The 18,260-nt window shown below is 67.9% G+C and carries 13 protein-coding genes; 12 read left to right on the forward strand and 1 reads right to left on the reverse strand.

The features are described from left to right. Window positions 1–17: 17 nt before the first annotated feature. The 7 genes from MZV50_RS11150 to MZV50_RS11180 all read left to right on the forward strand — a co-directional run bounded on the left by MZV50_RS11150 (window position 18) and on the right by MZV50_RS11180 (window position 9,149). Complete coding sequence (locus MZV50_RS11150) at window positions 18–518, forward strand: hypothetical protein (protein ID WP_252634640.1); 501 nt, start codon at window positions 18–20, stop codon at window positions 516–518. A gap of 239 nt (window positions 519–757) precedes the next feature. Then, on the forward strand, window positions 758–3,154 hold the full coding sequence (locus MZV50_RS11155) for a TonB-dependent receptor (RefSeq protein WP_252634642.1): 2,397 nt from the start codon (window positions 758–760) through the stop codon (window positions 3,152–3,154). A 73-nt stretch (window positions 3,155–3,227) separates the two neighbouring features. Then, the gene (locus MZV50_RS11160; protein ID WP_252634644.1) at window positions 3,228–4,580 is read left to right on the forward strand and encodes an MFS transporter; all 1,353 of its coding nucleotides are present in this window, start codon (window positions 3,228–3,230) and stop codon (window positions 4,578–4,580) included. 16 nt (window positions 4,581–4,596) lie between these two features. Continuing rightward, complete coding sequence (gene gtdA, locus MZV50_RS11165) at window positions 4,597–5,649, forward strand: gentisate 1,2-dioxygenase (protein ID WP_252634645.1); 1,053 nt, start codon at window positions 4,597–4,599, stop codon at window positions 5,647–5,649. Beyond that, the gene (locus tag MZV50_RS11170; RefSeq protein ID WP_252634647.1) at window positions 5,646–6,344 is read left to right on the forward strand and encodes a fumarylacetoacetate hydrolase family protein; all 699 of its coding nucleotides are present in this window, start codon (window positions 5,646–5,648) and stop codon (window positions 6,342–6,344) included. Before gtdA ends, MZV50_RS11170 begins: the two co-directional genes overlap by 4 nt. A 4-nt stretch (window positions 6,345–6,348) precedes the next feature. Further along, window positions 6,349–6,978, forward strand: a complete 630-nt coding sequence (maiA, locus tag MZV50_RS11175; protein ID WP_252634649.1) for a maleylacetoacetate isomerase — start codon at window positions 6,349–6,351, stop codon at window positions 6,976–6,978. A gap of 41 nt (window positions 6,979–7,019) precedes the next feature. Then, the gene (locus MZV50_RS11180; protein WP_252634650.1) at window positions 7,020–9,149 is read left to right on the forward strand and encodes a beta-glucosidase family protein; all 2,130 of its coding nucleotides are present in this window, start codon (window positions 7,020–7,022) and stop codon (window positions 9,147–9,149) included. A gap of 14 nt (window positions 9,150–9,163) precedes the next feature. Here MZV50_RS11180 and MZV50_RS11185 read toward each other — a convergent pair whose 3' ends face one another. Continuing rightward, window positions 9,164–10,183 (reverse strand): LacI family DNA-binding transcriptional regulator, encoded by a 1,020-nt coding sequence (locus MZV50_RS11185; protein WP_252634652.1) that lies wholly within the window; start codon window positions 10,181–10,183, stop codon window positions 9,164–9,166. 248 nt (window positions 10,184–10,431) lie between these two features. Between MZV50_RS11185 and MZV50_RS11190 the strand changes: the two genes are divergently transcribed. From MZV50_RS11190 to MZV50_RS11210, 5 genes are read left to right on the forward strand one after another with little or no spacing between them, the layout of a single operon-like run. After that, a complete protein-coding gene (locus tag MZV50_RS11190; RefSeq protein WP_252634654.1) occupies window positions 10,432–12,033 on the forward strand; it encodes a sulfatase in 1,602 nt (533 codons plus the stop codon). 44 nt (window positions 12,034–12,077) lie between these two features. After that, window positions 12,078–13,757: an arylsulfatase gene (locus MZV50_RS11195; protein WP_252634655.1), complete on the forward strand. Its 1,680-nt coding sequence runs from the start codon at window positions 12,078–12,080 to the stop codon at window positions 13,755–13,757. Between the two features lie 50 nt (window positions 13,758–13,807). Beyond that, window positions 13,808–14,740, forward strand: coding sequence for a formylglycine-generating enzyme family protein (locus tag MZV50_RS11200; protein WP_252634656.1), 933 nt, complete (start codon window positions 13,808–13,810; stop codon window positions 14,738–14,740). A 42-nt stretch (window positions 14,741–14,782) separates the two neighbouring features. After that, window positions 14,783–16,255, forward strand: coding sequence for a sulfatase-like hydrolase/transferase (locus MZV50_RS11205; RefSeq protein WP_252634658.1), 1,473 nt, complete (start codon window positions 14,783–14,785; stop codon window positions 16,253–16,255). 52 nt (window positions 16,256–16,307) lie between these two features. Then, a complete protein-coding gene (locus MZV50_RS11210; protein ID WP_252634660.1) occupies window positions 16,308–18,227 on the forward strand; it encodes a sulfatase-like hydrolase/transferase in 1,920 nt (639 codons plus the stop codon). Window positions 18,228–18,260 lie beyond the last annotated feature (33 nt).

Genomic DNA, 18,260 nt, shown 5'->3' on the forward strand with positions numbered 1-18,260 from the left:
CCGAAATCCAGGAGATCGTGGTCACGGCCACGCGCCAAGCCACCAATCAGCAGGCCACCCCGATCGCGATCACGGCCGTGACCTCCAAGCAGGCCAGCAATTTCGCGCCGAGCGACTGCACCACCGGCCACCAGGGCGGCGACGACGTTCGCGCCGTCAAGGGCTCGCTTCTGATCGCGCCGAACGATCGCGTCCGCCTGACGGTCTCGGCCGACTACACCCACGACCAGTCCGAAAATCCGGCCGACCAGCTGTTGTCCGTCACCGGTCCGGGCTCGACCAACCTCCAGGCCGAGGCCGGCTATTTCGGGATCGCCTATGACAGCCGGTTCGTGACAGGCAATCCGTTCACCACCTACGCCACCTATACCGATCCGGTAGGCTCGGGCGTGGTGATCCCGGGCAGCACCTTCCACAATGGGCTGGTCAACCGGGGCGGCGCCAAGTTCAGCCCGATCAACGATCTCCAGAACCGAGGCGTTTCGGGTCCCTCCCGGCATAGCGCAACCGTCGCGTGATCGGCGCGACAAGCCAACGGCCCCTCTTCATCGCAAGGGCCCGCCAGGATACGCCCCCCGCTAGTAGCGCTAACTGGCCACCCCAGGCTTAGACCCTCATTCCGGTTTAGCGCTCAACCTAATGCGTCTTGACACGATGACGCCGATGCCTCATGTCTGATGAAGGTTTAGCGGTAATCCAAATCTGGATTGCCCGAAAGCCGCCGAAACAGGCGGCGCGCCACTAGGGGAGGATTCAAATGAGCCATCATCGCTCTAAGACCGTCATTCTTCGCTGTTCCGCCAGCCTGATCGTGATGGCGACCGCGCTGGGCGCGTCGTCGGCGTTCGCGCAGGACGCTGCCGCGGCCAAGCCCGATGTCGCCGAGGTCGGCGAAGTCGTGGTCACGGCCCAGAAGCGTTCCGAGCGCCTCGTTGAAGTGCCGATCGCCGTCAGCGCCGTCAGCGCCGACGCCCTGGAAAAGGCGCAGATCAACGACACCGCCTCGCTGAGCAAGGCCGTTCCGTCGCTGAGCTTCCAGCAGGGCAACAACCCCAACAACAGCACCTTCCGTGTCCGTGGCGTCGGCGCCCAGCTGTTCGGCCAGGCGGTCGAGCCAGCCGTGTCGGTCGTCGTCGACGGTGTGGTCGGCGCGCGTTCGGCCCAGGGCTTCGCCGACCTGGCGGACATCGAGCGCATCGAGGTGCTGCGCGGCCCGCAGGGGACGCTGTTCGGCAAGAACGCCACCGCCGGCGTCCTGAACATCGTCACCCTGAAGCCCGACGACTACTTCAACGGCAAGGTCGACGCGACGATCGCCGAGGACAATGAGTACCGCATCAAGGGCACCGTCACCGGACCGATCGCCGAGGGGCTGAACGGCCGCGTCAGCGGTTTCTACAACCATGTCGGCGGCTTCATCCGCAACGTGGCCACCGGCAAGGACACCAACGGCTTCGAGAGCTGGGGCGTGCGCGGCAAGCTCGAGCTGGACAAGGGCGGTCCGTTCACGGCCCTGCTGACCGCCGAGGTTCGCGAGATCGACGCCAACTGCTGCTCGCGCGTGCCGGTGAAGGTGGTCACGCCGGCCATTCAGACGCTGCTCGGCTCGATCGTCGCTTCGCCGGACAACCGCCAGGTGTCCAACGACGACGCCAGCTACAGCTTCAGCCAGCTGGCGTCCGTGTCGCTGCAGACTGACTATGATCTAGGCCAAGCGACCATCACCTCGATCTCGGCCTATCAGCACTGGAAGTCCAAGGACCAGTTCGAGCCCGACCAGATCGTCTCGAACCCGGTTCGCTACGTCGGCAACTTCGGTTACGCGCAGTGGAACGCCAACGCTTCGTCGACCGCCTATGACGCCTGGTCGGAAGAGTTGCGGATCGCGTCCAACGGTTCGACGCCGCTGACCTATGTCGCGGGTGTCTATCTGGCGGGCCTGGACATGGACCGGGGGCTGGATCGCCGGCAGGTCCGCTGCGCCTCGGGCGTGATCGGCCAGACCTGCACCGGCGCCCAAACGGGCCTTTCGTCGGGTTTCCGCGGCAACTTCAAGAGCAAGAGCTCGGCGATCTTCGGCCAGGCCGACTACAACCTCGTGGCCGGCCTGCACGTCCTGGGCGGCCTGCGCGTCTCCTATGAGAAGCAGACCGTGACAGGGAACCGCTATGTGCCGGTGGTCGCGGGCGATCTGCCGTTCGCGGGCCTGACGAACGACAGCGGGACCTCGACGCGCGACGACACCGCCGTCACCGGCAAGGCCGGCCTGCGCTACGAGTTCAACCGCAACACCAACATGTATGCGAGCTACACCCGCGGCTATAAGGCCTTCGCGCTGGACATCGACGCGGGCACCACCTTCTCGGACAACAAGGGTCTCAACCCGGAACATGTCGACGCCTACGAGATCGGCCTGAAGACGCGCACGTTGGACGGCAAGCTCGACGTCAACATCGCTGTCTTCCGCACCGACTTCGCCAACCTGCAGGTCCAGGCGATCGACCAGACCAACGGCAATTTCCAGGTCCGTCTGCTGAACGCCGGCCAATCGCGCTCGCAGGGTTTCGAGATCGAGTCGACCTGGCGTCCGGTCAGCGGCCTGTCGATCCCGGTCGGCTTCACCTATCTGGACGCCACGATCGACGTGAACGGCCAGACCTGCGCCTTCCAGCAGCAGGCCGCGGCCCAGACCTTCGCGGCCAACTACCCGGTCAACACCTGCTACAAGCGCCAGACCACCAGCGGCGGCGTCACCACGACGTCCAGCCCGATCATCGACGTGAAGGGCGGCAAGCTGCCGCTGGCCCCGCGCTATCGCGTCAACCTGGCTCCGCGCTACGACTTCGACCTGAACGCCGACTGGCGGGCGTTCGTGCAGGCCAACATCAACTACCAATCGCGCCAGATCTTCCAGATCAACCAGGATCCGCTGCTCGAGCAGAAGGGCTACACCCAGGTCGATCTCAGCGTCGGCGTGTCGACGGGCAAGATCAGCCTGACCGCGTTCGCCAAGAACGTCTTCGACAAGACCTACTACTCGCAGCTGAACCACGGCACGATCCTGACCGCCGCCGCGACGCCCTACGACCTGTGGGCCAACATTCCCAAGGACGCCGACCGCTACTTCGGCGCTACCCTGGGCTATCGCTTCTGACATCCTTGACGCCGATCGCCCGCCACCACGGCGGCGCGGTCGGCGTCGACAGACCATGATCGGGGAGCAGAGCGTGAACCAGCAGACATCCAATCCCGCCTCGGACGGGCAGCCGCGTTGGCCTTCGCCGGCCTCGGCCTGGTACGCGGCCGTCATCCTGATGCTGGCCAACACCCTGGCGTTCATCGACCGCCAGGCGCTGGCGCTGCTGGTCCAGCCCATCAAACAGGATCTGCAGATTTCCGACACCGCCATCAGCCTGCTCTACGGGCTGAGCTTCACGATCTTCTACGTCGCCGTGGGCCTTCCCGTCGCATGGCTGGCCGATCGCTCGAACCGCCGCAATATCGTCGTGGCGTCCGTGGCGATCTGGAGCCTGATGACCTCGCTCTGCGGTCTGGCGCGCAACTTCCCCATGCTGTTCCTGGCGCGGGTCGGCGTCGGGGCGGGGGAGGGAGGCTTCAGCCCCTCGGCCTATTCGATGCTGGCCGACTATTTTCCCAAGGAGCGGCTGCCGGCCGCCATGGGCGTTTATCAGATGGGCGTCTATCTGGGCGGCGCCGGCGCGCTCCTGATCGGCGGCCTGATCGCCACCGTGATCCCGCCCGAAAGCCTCGTGACCCTGCCGCTGCTCGGGGCGGTGAAGGGCTGGCACATCGTCTTCCTGCTGCTGGGCGTCCCGGGCCTGCTGCTGTCGCTGCTGCTGCTGACCGTACGCGAGCCGGCGCGAATGTCGGCGACGGGCCAGGCGGGAGCGGCCGAGCGCGCTAGCCTCGGCGAGCTGTTCCGCCACCTGGGCCGTCATGCCGGCGCCTATGTCGGCATCGGTCTGGGCTTTGCGCTGATGATCTTCGTCGGCAACGGCACCGGCGCCTGGATCCCGGCCTTCCTGACCCGCAAGTTCGGATGGACCACGGCCGAGATCGGCCATTCGTACGGCCTGGTTGTGTTCCTCTGCGGCACCACCGGCGCGCTGACGGGCGGCTTCGTGGCCAGCCTCCTGCGCAAGCGCGGACACGACAAGGCCAACCTGCTGACGGCGGTGTTCGGCTTCGTCGCCCTGATCCCGATCACCGTCAGCTTTCCCCTGATGCCGACGGCGGGGCTGTCCCTGGGCCTGATCGGCCTGATGAACTTCTTCGCCGGCTTCAACTTCGGCGGCGGTCTGGCGGCCTTGCAGGAGCTGACGCCCAACCGCATGCGGGCGCTGGTCTCGGCGGGCTACCTCCTGACGATCAACCTGATCGGCGCGGCGCTCGGCCCGACGGCCGTGGCCGTGGTGACCGACTACTGGTTCCACGACCCGAGCCGCCTGCCGCAAGCCATTTCGGTGACCTGCGCGATCGCCTCGCCGCTGTCGGTGGTGATGCTGCTCATCGGGCTGCGGGGCTACAGCCACGCCCTCAAGACTTCCACCAACGCCTGAACGATCGAGCCCGGCCATGACCACGCATCTGCCCAATGACCAGCGATCGCAGCTCGAGGATCTGTACCGCGAGATGGACCCCAGCGCCCTGACGCCGCTGTGGGAGGTGCTGGCGGCCCTGGTCAAGCCGGAGCCCCGTCCGCAGGCCATCGCCCACAGGTGGTCCTACGATGAGGCGCGCGGCTATCTGATGCGCGCGGGGGACCTAATCAGCGCCGAACAGGCCGAACGCCGGGTTCTGGTGCTGGAAAACCCTGGCATCCGGGGACAGTCGGCGATCACCGGCAGCCTCTATGCCGGCCTGCAGCTGATCCTGCCCGGCGAGATCGCGCCCTGCCACCGCCATACCCAATGCGCGCTGCGCTTCGTGATGGAAGGCAGCGGCGCCTACACCACGGTGGACGGCGAGAAGGCGGTGATGAACCCCTTCGACCTGGTGCTGACGCCCAACTGGCAGTGGCACGATCACGGCAATCCCTCCGACAAGCCGATGATCTGGCTCGACGGCCTGGACATCCCGACCGTGCGGATCTTCGACACGACCTTCTCCGAACGGCTGGACGACAAAGTCCATCCCGAGACCGCGCCCGCCGGCGCGACCCTGGCCACCTATGGGGGCAACCTGAGGCCCTTCCGCGGATCGGCCGCAGACCGCCGGCCCGCCGAGCGTCCGCTGTTCCACTATCCCTATGTCCAATGGCGCCAGGCGCTGACCGTGATGGCCCAGAGCGCGGCGATCGATCCGCATCTCGGTCACGCCCTGGAGTTCACCAATCCGGCCGATGGCGGGCCCGTGCTGCCGACGATCTCGGCTCATGTCCGGCTGATCCCGGCCGGCTTCGAGACCCGCCCGCGCCGCGCCACCGACGGCGCCGTCTTCGTCGTGTGCGAGGGCAGGGGGCGCGCGCGGATCGGCGACACCGAGGTCGAGCTTCGCGAGCGCGACGTGTTCGTCGTCCCGTGCTGGCAATCGCTGGTCCTGCAAGCCGACGAGGACCTGGTGCTGTTCGCCTATTCGGACAAGGCCTCCCAGCAAAAGCTTGGTCTGTACAAAGAGGAATCTCAATGAGCGTTCTGTTCGACGTTCCGGCCGCTCCGGTCGTCAAGACCACCGACGGCAAGGCCTTCCCGGTCCGCCGAGTCTTCTGCATTGGGCGCAACTACGCCGCCCACGCGCGGGAGATGGGGCGCGATCCCGACGCCGAACCGCCGTTCTTCTTCACCAAGTGGGCCGAAACGGTCGTCCCCAGCGGATCCGAGATCGCCTATCCCGGTGAGACCGAGAACTTCCACTACGAAGCCGAGCTGGTCGTGGCTATCGGCAAGGGCGGCCGCCGGATCGCGGTCGAGGACGCCGCGAGCCATATCTACGGCCATGCGATCGGCCTCGACATGACGCGTCGGGACTTGCAATTGGTCGCCCGCGAAAAGGGCCGGCCCTGGGACACCGGAAAGAACGTCGAGCAATCCTCGCCCATCGGCCTGATCCATCCGATCGCCGAGACCGGCGAACTGACTTCGGGCGCCATTCGCCTGGCCGTCAACGACACGGTGAAGCAGGACGCCGACCTGGCCGAGCTGATCTGGTCGGTGAATGAAGTCATCGCCTACGTCTCGCGGTTCTACCGCCTTGAGCCGGGCGACTTGATCTACACCGGCACGCCCGCGGGCGTCGGCGCCGTGGTTCCGGGCGACAGGATCGTGGTCACCATCGCCGGCCTCTCCGACTGCGTGGTCACCATCGGCCCACCGGCCGAGGACTGAGCCGGTGCTGCTGCACGGCTTCTTCCGCTCGGGCGCCTCGCACCGGGTCCGCATCGCCCTGAACCTGAAGGGCCTGGCCTATGAAAGCCGGACCTACGTCCTGCGCGAGGGCGAGCAGCGGTCGGCCGCCTATCTGGCGCTCAATCCCGAGGGGCTGGTGCCAGCGCTTGAGCTTTCCGACGGCGTCGTGCTGACCCAGTCGCTGGCGATCTGCGAATATCTGGACGAGATCCATCCCGAGCCGCCGCTGCTGCCCCGCGATCCGGTCCGCCGCGCCCAGGTCCGAGCCTTCGCCCAGGCCATCGCCTGTGACGTGCATCCGGTTCAGAACCTGAAGGTCCTACGGCGTGTCGAGGCCCTGACGGGCAGCGAAGAGGCGTCCGTCGCTTGGGCGCGGGAGACCATCCAGGCGGGCCTGGACGTCTGCGAACAGAGAGCCGCGCGCGAAGAGGGGCCGTTCTGCTTCGGCGACGCGGTCACCCTCGCCGACATCTGCCTGATCCCCCAGCTGGGCAACGCGCGACGTTTCGGCGCCGAGCTTCGTTGGCCGCGGTTGCTGGCCGTGGAGGCGGCCTGCGACGCGCTCGAGGTCTTCCAACGCGCCGCGCCGCGAAACCAACCCGACGCGGCCTGAGACGTCGCTTCCGATTTTTCGAGACTGGAGAGTTCTCCCCGATGCTTTCGATCGACACCCCGCCGACCCAGGGCGCGGCGACCGGCTGGGATGTGCCGATGGAAGGCGCCGAGGACGAGGTCGCCCGCGGCCTCATCGCCCAGATGACCCTCGCCGAAAAGGTCGAGATGATGTCCGGGCGTGGCTTCTTCACCCAGCTCGCCGAAGACAACCGCGTCTGGGGCGCCCGGCCCTATCGCGCCGGCAGCGGCAATGCGCGGCTGGGCGTTCCGCCGCTGTTGTTCACCGACGGACCGCGCGGCGTGAACCGCGAGGGCTCGACCTGCTTTCCCTGTTCGATGGCGCGCGGGGCGACGTTCGACGCCGACCTCGAGCGCCGGATCGGCGAGGTGATCGGCATCGAGGCGCGCGCGCGTGGCTGCACCTTCACCGGCGCCGTCTGCATCAACCTTCTGCGCCATCCCGCCTGGGGACGGGCGCAGGAAACCTATGGCGAGGACAGCTGGCACCTGGGCGTCATGGGCGCAGCCCTCGGCGCGGGGATCCAGGCCCACAACGTGATCGGCACCGTCAAGCACTTCGCGGTGAACTCGATGGAGAACGCGCGCTTCAAGGTCGACGTGCGCATCGACGAGCGGACGCTGCACGAGGTCTATCTGCCCCACTTCCGCTATTGCCTGGACGCGGGCGTGGCTTCGGTCATGGGGGCCTACAACAAGGTCAACGGCGAGTACTGCGGTCATCACCACGAACTGCTGACGGACATTCTGCGCGGCGAGTGGGGCTTCGACGGCTTCACCCATTCCGACTGGGTGCGCGGCGTGCGCGAGGTGCGCGGCGCGGCGGCTGGCCTGGACATCGAAAACCCCGAGCCGCTGGTTTTCGGCGAAGCTCTTGTGGCGGCGGTCGAGAATGGCGAGATCGCCGAGGCGGTCGTGGACGAAGCCTGCCTGCGCATTCTGCGCATCCAGATCCGCTTTGCGCGGCGGACGGATCCGCTGCCCGTCTATGACGAGCGTCTGGTCGCGTCCGAGCGCCATATCGCCCTGGCGCGCGAAGCCGCGACCAAGGCGGCGGTGCTGCTCGAGAACGATGGCGTCCTGCCGCTGGCGGCGGGCAAGCTCGGCAAGCTGGCCGTCCTGGGGCGGCTGGCCGCGCTTCCGAATGTCGGCGACAACGGCTCCAGCCGGGTCAAGCCGCCGTACGTCGTCACGCCCCTGATCGGCCTGCAACGGGCGCTGGGCGAGGACCGCGTGCTGCATGCCGACGAGAGCGACCTGGTCGCGGTCGCCGCCGTCGCAGGCCAGGCCGACGCCTGCGTCGTCGTCGTCGGCTATACGGCCGAGGAGGAGGGCGAGTACATCATCGGCGATATCGCCCTCGGCGCCGACAAGGACGCTTCGCCGAAGGGCGTTGGCCCTCGCACCAGCATCTCCGATCGCCCTATCGGCGGGGATCGGGCGTCGCTGGGCCTTCCCGAAGAACAGGTCGCGCTGATCCGCGCCGCCGCCGCGTCGGGCAAGCCGGTCATCGTCGTGATCGTGGCGGGTTCAGCGGTCATGGTCGAGGAATGGCGCGAGGCGGCCAATGCGATCGTGCTGGGCTTCTATTCGGGGATGGAGGGCGGCGTGGCCCTGGCCGACCTGCTGCTGGGCCAAGCCAACTTCTCGGGCCGCCTGCCGTTCACGGTGGCCCGCGACGCCGGCGACTATCCGTTCTTCGACGCCGACGCCGACAGCATCGAGTACGGCTATTGGCACGGATACGCCAAGTTCGATCGCGAGGCGATCGAGCCGCGCTATCCCTTTGGCCACGGCCTGTCCTACACGCGCTACGCGCAAAGCCAGCTTCGGGCGTGGCGGGAAGGCGACGAGATTGTCGCCAGCATCCAGGTCGCCAACACCGGCGACGTCGCCGGCGAGCAGGTGGTGCAGTGCTACATCGGTCCGCCGGGCGTTGCGGCCGAGCGTCCGCTGAGCACCCTGCGCGCCTTCACACGGGTCGCCCTCGCGGCGGGCGAAGCCAAGGTGGTCGAGCTCCGCGTTCCGCTCGAAACCCTGCGCTGGCGCGATCCCACGCATCACGACTGGAAGCTGGAGCTCGGCGCCTACAAGGTCTTCGTGGGGGCGTCATCTCGCGACCTGGCCAGCGTCGAGGTGATCGTCGCCTAGGATCGGGCGCGCTGTCAGGTCGAGCCGCGAGCGATGACCTGATGGCGCTTCCGCTCGGCGCGGGCGTCTTCGATCGCGACGGTCTCCCTGGCCTTGCCAAGCTTGGCCCGATGGCGATCGACGAGCATCTCGACACCGCGACGCGCCAGCGCCTCGACGTCCTGGCGCACGGTCGAGAGCGGGGGCCAGATCTTGGCGGCGATCGGCGCGTCGTCGAAGCCGGCGATGGCCAGGTCCTCGGGGATCTTCAGGCCGCGCTGGTGAGCGACCAGGCTGACGCCCGCCGCCATGTCGTCGTTGCTGGCGAAGATCGCCGTTGGCGGCGTGCGGAGGTTCAGCAGGGCTTCGCCGGCGGCGAGCCCCGATCCGAACGAGTAGTTCCCGGCCGCGATCAGCTCGGGATCGATCTCGATGCCGTGCTTGGCGCAGGCGAGCCGATAGCCGTCAAGGCGTGCGCGGGTGGCCATCTGGCCTTGCGGACCAGTGACGAAGCCGATCCGGCGATGGCCGCGCTCGATCAGGTGGGTGGTCATGTCGCAGGCCGCCGCCCGCTCGTCGACGCCCACGCAGTCGATGCCGGGAAGGGGATCGCCCTGGGCGATGGCCGAGATCGGCACGTCGATGCGGTCGGTGACGCCGGCGTCGCTCAGCAGCTCGCAATAGGGGGGATTGAGCAGGAGGGCGTTGGCGCCGCCCCGCACCAGCCAGTCGACCGCCTCCATGGCGTCGTCCACCTCCAGCGTGTCGCACTTGCGTAGGAGCACCTGAGCGCCGAGGTTGGCCGCGGCGTTGAGGCAGCCGACGAGCATGGCGCTGAGAAACTCGTTCTCGGCGTTGCGATAGACGATGCCGATCTGGATGGCGTTGGCCGAAGCCAGCTGCCGCGCGGCCTTGTTGGGCACGTAGCCCAGCGTCTTGACCGCATCGAGAACCGCGTGCCGGGTCTCTTCGCGCACCCGCTTCGTCCCGTTGAGGACGTGGGACACGGTCATCGCCGACACGTTGGCCCGGGCCGCCACCGCCTGGATCGTCACGGCCCCACCCGCGGCGCGCTTTCGCGCGCGTATCGTGCGCTCTTCCATGCGTCGTTCAGTTCTCACCCAGTCGCCCGTCGCCGGGCGGTGCAAATCGGCTAAGGCGCGAGCGCGAGCCAACCCGCGCCGATATCGTGCTGGAAACCCCTGCTGAAATCCAGAGCGTGATGGTCGCCAGGGAAAAGCGGGTTGACAGCGGGAGCATCTGGTTTAGCGTTAACCCAAAAGGGCGAGGGAGGAAAGTCGCCATGGCTTCACAGGCCGACAAGATGAAGGATTCGGCGCTCGGTGTAAGCTCGCCACCTCGCCGCCGGCGGCTGCGCGGCCTGCTGGTCGCGTGTTCGGCGTTGTTGGCGGTTCAGGTGCTTTCGGGCGGCGCCGTGGCCCAGGCGGCCGAGACGGCGCCACGGACGCCGACGGCGGCGCGCGTCGCCGAGCAGGGACGTCCGAACGTCCTGCTGATCATCTCCGACGACTTGAACACGCGCCTTGGAACCTATGGCGGCGCGGCGCTGACCCCGAACATCGACCGGCTGGCCAGCGAAGGCGTGCGGTTCGATCAAGCCTATTCGCAGTTTCCCTGGTGCGCGCCCAGCCGAGCCTCGTTCCTGACCGGACTGCGTCCTTCCGCGGTGGGTGTGCTGGACCTGCACACGCCACTCCGCAACAAGGTCGCCGACCTCGTCACCCTGCCCGAGTACTTCCGCCAGAGCGGCTACTTCACGGCGCGCTCGGGCAAGATTTTCCACCAGGAAGTGCCGAGCGGCGTCGGCCATGCGGGACCTGACGATCCGCAGTCGTGGAACGTGGCGCTGAACCCCGCCGGCCGTGACCTGCCGCTCGAACCGAAGATGCACAATCTGACGCCTGGTCTGGGACGGGGCTCGACCCTGGGCTGGCTGGACGGCGACGGTCCCGACAACGCCTATACCGACGGCAAGGTGGCCGACGACGTGATCGCGCTGCTGTCGCGCCAGAAGACCGGCGGCCAGCCGTTCTTCATCGCCGCCGGCTTCTATCGTCCGCACACGCCGGAGATCTCGCCCAAGGCCTATTTCGAGCGCTATCCCCAGGCCTCGATCGCGACGACGCCCGTCAAGGACGCCACCAAGCCGCTGGACATCACCAGCGCCTGGTCGCCAGACGACTTCGGCATGAACACCGAGGAACAGAAGGCCTTCATCCGCGCCTACTACGCCTCGACCTCGTACATGGACGCCCAGGTCGGCCGGATCCTGGAGGCCCTGAAGGCGCGGGGTCTGGATCGGAACACCATCGTCGTCTTCGTCAGCGACCACGGCTTCCTGCTTGGCGAGCATCATCAGTGGATGAAGAACGTCCTCTGGGAACAGTCGACGCGCGTCCCCCTGATCATTCGGGCGCCCGGCATGGCCGGGAACGGCGGCCAGAGCGGCAAGCTGGTCGAGCTGGTCGATCTGTTCCCCACGCTCGTCGACCTGGCCGGGCTCAAGCCCGTCGCCGCCAACCAAGGCTCCAGCATGGCCGGGCTGCTGAAGGACCCCGGCGATAAGGCCTGGGACAAGCCCGCCTTCAGCCAGATCGCCGGCGGGCGCAGCGTGCGAAGTGGCCCGTGGCGCTACACCGAGTGGCAGGCGGGAAAGCTGGGGCGCGAACTCTACAACGTCGAGCAGGATCCTCAGGAGGCCCGCAACCTGGTCGACGACCCGGCCAATGCCGCGGTGATCGCGCGCCTCAGCGCCATGCTGCCCAAGGATGTCGAGGTCCGGCGCAAGCCGCTGGCCTACGATCCCGCGGCCGATTGCCTGCACATGCCGCCGAATCTGGCCAAGGCGGTCGGCACGGCGTGCCAGGCCAGGCTCGATCCATGATCCGGCGCCCATCTCCAACGCGCCGGACCTGGCTGAGAGGGCTCATGGCCGGAACGGCCATGAGCCTGGTGGTCGCCGGCCCGGCCGGCGCGGCCGGCCGGAACAAGCCCGACATCGTCGTCATCGTGTTCGATGATCTCGGCTTCTCGGACTTCGGCTGCTTCGGTTCCGAGATCGAGACCCCGGCGATCGACGCGCTCGCCAAGGCGGGCCTGCGCTACACCGCGTTCGACACCAAGGCGATCTGCTCGCCGTCCCGGGCGGCCCTCCTGACCGGGCGCAACGGCCACACGGTCAACATGGCCGATCTGGCGGCGGGCGAAGGGCCGGGCGCCGAAGCGCGCAGCGCGACCACGCCGGGCGTCATGCGCCGGGACGCGCAGATGCTGCCGGACGCTTTGCGCCGCGCGGGCTACGCCACCTTCGCCATGGGCAAGTGGCACCTCGCCCCGGTCTGGGAGGATGGGCTGCCGGGCAACAACGCTCACTGGCCGCTGCAGGTCGGCTTCGATCGGTTCTACGGCTTCAAGATGGGCTGGGACGATCAGTATAGGCCCAGGCTGATCCGCCAGAACGAAGCGATCGGCCAGCCCGACGCGCCCGGCTATCATTTCTCCAAGGCGATCGTCGACGAGTCCATCGCCGCGATCGACGGGACGCCCAAGGACAAGCCGTACTTCCTGTACCTGGCGCTCGGCGCCACCCACGCGCCGCTGCAGGTTCCCAAGCCCTATGTCGACCGTTACCGCGGCCGCTTCGACGCGGGTTGGGACTCGCTGCGCGAGGCGCGTTTCAAGCGCATGAAGGCGATGGGGATCCTGCCCGAGGACTGCGCCCTTCCGGCCGCCAACAGCGGGGATCGCCGCTGGGCCGATCTGAGCGATGACGAGCGCAAGGTCTATGCCCGCTACATGGAAACCTATGCGGGTTTCCTGACCCATGCCGACGAGCAGGTCGGGCGCTTGGTCGAGCATCTTCGCCATACGCGGCGCCTCGACAACACGCTGATCCTGGTCATTTCGGACAATGGCGGTTCAGCCGAGGCGGGACAGCCTGGCAGCTTCGACCAGCTCTATCCGCCCAAGCCGGCCGACGTCGCCAAGCTGGCGGCGGATCTCGACGCGCTTCAGACCCACCACATCGGCTATCAGCGGCCATGGGCCATGCTCAGCGACACGCCCTACCGTCGCTACAAGGGCTGGCCGCACTTGGGCGGGGTGCGCACGCCTCTGATCGCCAGCTGGCCGGCGGGCATTCGCGATGCGGGCGCGGTGCGGCGCCAAGCGGTGGACATCATCGACCTGGCCCCGACCCTGGTCGAGGCGGCCGGGGCGCGGTTCGCCGGGACGCTCGACGGACAGGCGCAGTTGCCGGTGGCAGGGCGGTCGATCGCCGCGACCTTCAAGTCGTCCTCGGCGCCGGATCCTCGCCCCGTCCAATATTTCGAGCTGAGGGGCAACCGCGCCATCCGTCTGGGACGCTGGCGCGCGGTGGCCGTCCACCGGCTCGGGACGCGGTTCGAGGACGATCGCTGGGCCTTGTACGACCTGAAGGCGGATCCCGCCGAGGCGCGCGATCTGGCCGCCAGCATGCCGCGCAAGCTGGAAGAGCTGAAAGCCGCCTGGTGGGGCGAAGCCAAGCGTTATGGCGCGCTTCCGTTGGGCGAGGGGCCTGAATACGTTCGCAAGCTTGATCGCTATCGCGACGCCTTCCTGCCCGACTAGGACGCTCGACAATGAGGACACGTCTCAAATCCGCACCGGTGACCGAAGGCATGATCCGCCTTGCGGGCGGCGCCTTCACCATGGGGGAAGAGAGCTTCTATCCCGAGGAGCGTCCGCTGAGGCGTGTGAAGGTCGATCCCTTCTGGATCGACCCGACGCCGGTGACCAACCGGCAGTTCGCCGCGTTCGTGGCCGACACCAACTACAAGACCTTCGCCGAGACGCCGCCGAACCCGAAGGACTATCCTGGGCTGGATCCGGAGATGGCTCATGCGGGATCGCTGGTCTTCCGCAAGCCGGTCGGTCCAGTGGGCCTGAACGACTGGACGCAGTGGTGGCAGTTTTGCGTCGGCGCCAGCTGGCGCCATCCGCAGGGAGCCGACAGCTCGCTGGAGGGCTTGGACGACCATCCCGTCGTGCACGTGACCCACCAGGACGCCAAGGCCTATGCCGAGTGGGCGGGCAAGACCCTGCCGACCGAGGCGGAGTGGGAGTTCGCCGCGCGCGGCGGGCATGACGACGGCCGGGCCTATCAATGGGGCGCCGAACTGGCGCCGGAAGGCCGGATGCTGGCCAACTACTGGCAGGGCGCCTTTCCGGTCGAGAACACCGCCGAGGACGGGTGGGAGACCTCCAGCCCCGTCCGCAGCTTTCCGGCCAACGACTACGGCCTCTACGACATGATCGGCAACGTGTGGGAGTGGACGCACGACTGGTATGTCCAGCCCAAGGCCGTCGAGAAGAAGAAGGGATCGGCCTGCTGCGCCGTGTCCAATCCGCGCGGCGGCGCCAAGGGCGACAGCTACGACCCGCACGCGCCGGGCATGAAGATCGCGCGCCGCGTGACCAAGGGCGGCTCGCATCTGTGCGCCGAGAACTACTGCCGTCGGTATCGCCCGGCGGCCCGGCAGGGCCAGCCGATCGACAGTTCCACAAGCCATATCGGCTTTCGATGCGTCGTCCGCGGCGCCCGCACGGACTGATGGACGGCGGCGATCAATGAAATGTTTGGGGAGAGATTTCGCGTGACCAGGACGATAGCCAAACCCGGCGCGATCCGCCGCACGCTCGCGCGCGTTGCGCGGCAGGCCCTGTTGCCGGCGCTGCTGGCGACTTCCGCGCTGGTCGCGCCGATAGGCTCCGTCGCCCAGGAGAGCGCGTCGTCGACGAATCCGGCGCGTGGGGCGGCGGTCGCGCGCACGGAGGGGCCGCCGAACGTCATCGTGATCCTGGCCGACGATGTCGGGGTCGAGGCCTTCCGGCTGTACGGCGGTTCGATCGCCACGCCCAATCTGGAGCGCCTGGCCAATGAGGGCGTCACCTTCGACAGCGCCTTCGCCACGCCGCTGTGCTCACCCAGCCGCACACGCCTGATGACGGCCCGAGAGAACGCCAAGAACTATGAGGCCTTTGGCTTCCTGAGCCCGGGCGAAAAGACCTTCGGCAACCTGTTCTCCGACGCCGGCTACGCGACCTCGATCATCGGCAAGTGGCAGCTGAGCGGCAACGGCTTCGACGACCGGGTCGGGATCTCGCCGGAAGGCGCGGGATTCAGGGAGTCGCTGCTGTGGCAGCTGAAGTCGGGTCCCTCGCGGGGCTCCCGCTACTGGGGGCCGACCCTGTGGGCCAACAGCCAGCCCAAGCTGCACGAGGAAGGCTTCGGACCGGACCTGGCGAACCAGGCGGCCATCGACTTCATCGAAACCAACAAGGCCAAGCCCTTCTTCCTCTACTATCCCATGGTGCTGGTGCACGACCCGTTCGTCGGCGTGCCGGGCAAACTGGACGCCGAGGGCGAGCAGGCCAAGTTTCGCGGCATGATGCAGTACATGGACGACCTTGTCGGCAAGCTGCTGGACCGGGTCGACGCGCTGGGCCTGCGCGAACGGACGCTGATCGTGTTCACCGCCGACAACGGCACCAACCAGCGCATCTACTCGATCCGCAACGGCCAGCAAGTGAGCGGCGGCAAGGGCCTTCCGACCCTGACCGGCACCCACGTGCCGATGGTGATGAGCTGGCCCGGCCACATGCCGGCGGGCGTGCGAAGGTCCGGCCTGACCGACTTCGCCGACGTGCTGCCGACCATCGCCGACGCCGCCCAGCTGCCGGTCTCCTGGCAGATCGACGGGGTCAGCCAGTTGCCGGTGGCGCGCGGCGAGCGCCCGGCGGTGCGCGAGGCGATCTACCAGCACTATGCGCCGACCTGGGTGTTCAAGCCGGTGGGTTTCGCTTTCGACCGTGATCGCAAGCTCTATTCGGACGGCCGCTATGTGGCGCTCAACCTCGAGCATGACGTCGAGACGCCGATCGACACGACCCGCCTGAGCAGCGACGAACAACGCCGCTACCGCAAGCTCAAGGCGATCGTCGACGCCGACAAGCGGCCGTTCGATCCGGTCCGCTTCCCGTGGTGCAAGGGCCGCAAGCCGACGAAGGAAGGCGGCGACCCGACGGTCGTCGGCTGCGGCATGAAGCCGTTCGACATCGGCGAATAAAGAACAAGGGCGCGCCGGCGATCGACAGCGGGCGGCGGGAGGAGTGACGGTGATGGTCCAGAACGGCGTAGGCGCCTCGCGACAGGGCGAGCATACCCGGCGGCGGCTGCTGCGAGGCGGCGCCGCCCTGCTGGCGGGGACGGCCGTGGGCGGCGTGGCGCGGGCCGCGCCCGCCCGGCCGAACATCCTGTGGTTCGTCAGCGAGGACAACAATCCCTTCATCGGGGCCTATGGCGATCGTCTGGCGCACACGCCGACGATCGACAAGCTGGCGCGGGAAGGCGTCCTCTTTCGTCACGCCTATAGCAACGCCCCGGTCTGCGCGCCGTCGCGCTTCGGCATCCTGACCGGCGTCTATCCGGAAGCGTGCGCGCCCGCCAACCACATGCGGGCCCGCGCCGCCTTGCCGGCGATGCTCAAGACCTATCCGGAACTGCTGCGCCAGGCCGGCTACTACGTCACCAACAACGACAAGACCGACTACAACTGCGACGTCGACCCGGCGCGGATCTGGGACGACAGCAGCAAGGCCGCCCACTGGCGCGGCCGCCCCCAGGGCGCGCCGTTCATGGCCGTCTTCAACACCATGACCACCCACGAGTCCCGGCTGTTCGATCCCACGCCCGGTCGCGTGAAGCCCGAGGAGGTGACGCTGCCGGCCTATGTCCCGGACACGCCCGGGATCCGCCAGGACTACGCCAGCTACTACAATCTGATGGAGCGGATGGACGGCGAGCTGGCCAGCCGGCTGGCCGAACTGGAAGCCGACGGCCTGGCCGACGACACCATCGTCTTCTACTACTCCGACAACGGCGGGACGCTGCCGCGGTCCAAGCGCTATTGCTACGAGGAAGGCCTGCGCTGCGCCCTGGTCGTGCGCGTGCCGCCCAAGTGGCGGCATCTGGCGCCGGCCGCGCCGGGCGGCGAGATCGATGCGCCGGTCAGCTTCATCGACCTGGCCCCGACCCTGCTGGCGCTCGCGGGCGTCCCGCAGCCGGCGACGATGAACGGCAAGCCGCTGATGGGCCGCGGTTCGAAGACTGAGCGCCGCTACGTGTTCGGCATGCGCAACCGGATGGATGAGCGCTACGACTTCGTGCGCACGGTGACGGACGGCCGCTACCGCTACATCCGCAACTACATGCCGCATCGCCCGAACGGCCAGAACCAGGCCTATGAGTGGCTGGCCAAGGGCTATCAGGATCTGGACCGCCTGCATCTGGCCGGCAAGCTGAACCCGATCCAGGAGCGCTTCTTCCAGCCGCGGCCGTACGAGGAGTTCTACGACCTGTCGGTCGATCGCGACGAGATCGACAACCGGATCGCCGACCCGGCCCATGCGGCGCGGATCGAGCGCATGCGCCGCGCCCTCGACGCGCACATGCTTTCCATCAACGACAACGGCTTCATTCCGGAGGGCGGGGAAGCCGAGGGCTACCTGGCCAGCCGCGCGCCCGGCGCCTATCCGCTCCAGGCCATCATGGCGCTGGCCGCCACGGCGGGCAGGCGCGACGCCAAGGCCGTCCCGTTTCTGCAGGCCAAGCTCTCGGACGCCAATCCGGTGATCCGATATTGGGCCGCGACGGGACTGCTGATCCTCGGCGCCGACGCGGCGCCGGCGGCCGGCCGCTTGCTGGAAGTGATGAGGGACGACCCGTCCAAACCAGTGCGGATCGCCGCAGCGGAGGCTGCAGCCCATGTCGGTCACGGTCCCGAGGCGGTCGCCGTCCTGGTTTCGTTGATGGCGCCGGGTGAAACGGCCGCCGTGAGCCTGCAGGCGGTGAACGCCCTGACCTATGTTCCCGACCCGAAACCCGCCTTGCCGGCGATCCGAGCGGCGGCGCGGAGCGAGCAACAGTATGTCCGGGATGCGTCCCGTTATCTCGAGGCCGTGCTGGATGGCGTCTACGACCCCGGGAAGCCGCTCTTCGACCTGGAGCGCATGCGGCGGGCGATGAAGGGCGGCGGTTAGCCGCCGACGCTGGCAGCCCGAAGAAAGATGCAG

This window comes from Caulobacter segnis (assembly GCF_023935105.1).
GTDB lineage: Bacteria > Pseudomonadota > Alphaproteobacteria > Caulobacterales > Caulobacteraceae > Caulobacter > Caulobacter segnis_B.

Coding starts and splice junctions, on each gene's coding strand:
- MZV50_RS11155 (WP_252634642.1), top strand. CDS start 758: ATGAGCCATCATCGCTCTAAGACCGTCATTCTTCGCTGTTCCGCCAGC.
- gtdA (WP_252634645.1), top strand. CDS start 4,597: ATGACCACGCATCTGCCCAATGACCAGCGATCGCAGCTCGAGGATCTG.
- MZV50_RS11170 (WP_252634647.1), top strand. CDS start 5,646: ATGAGCGTTCTGTTCGACGTTCCGGCCGCTCCGGTCGTCAAGACCACC.
- MZV50_RS11180 (WP_252634650.1), top strand. CDS start 7,020: ATGCTTTCGATCGACACCCCGCCGACCCAGGGCGCGGCGACCGGCTGG.
- MZV50_RS11190 (WP_252634654.1), top strand. CDS start 10,432: ATGGCTTCACAGGCCGACAAGATGAAGGATTCGGCGCTCGGTGTAAGC.
- MZV50_RS11195 (WP_252634655.1), top strand. CDS start 12,078: ATGGCCGGAACGGCCATGAGCCTGGTGGTCGCCGGCCCGGCCGGCGCG.
- MZV50_RS11200 (WP_252634656.1), top strand. CDS start 13,808: ATGATCCGCCTTGCGGGCGGCGCCTTCACCATGGGGGAAGAGAGCTTC.
- MZV50_RS11210 (WP_252634660.1), top strand. CDS start 16,308: ATGGTCCAGAACGGCGTAGGCGCCTCGCGACAGGGCGAGCATACCCGG.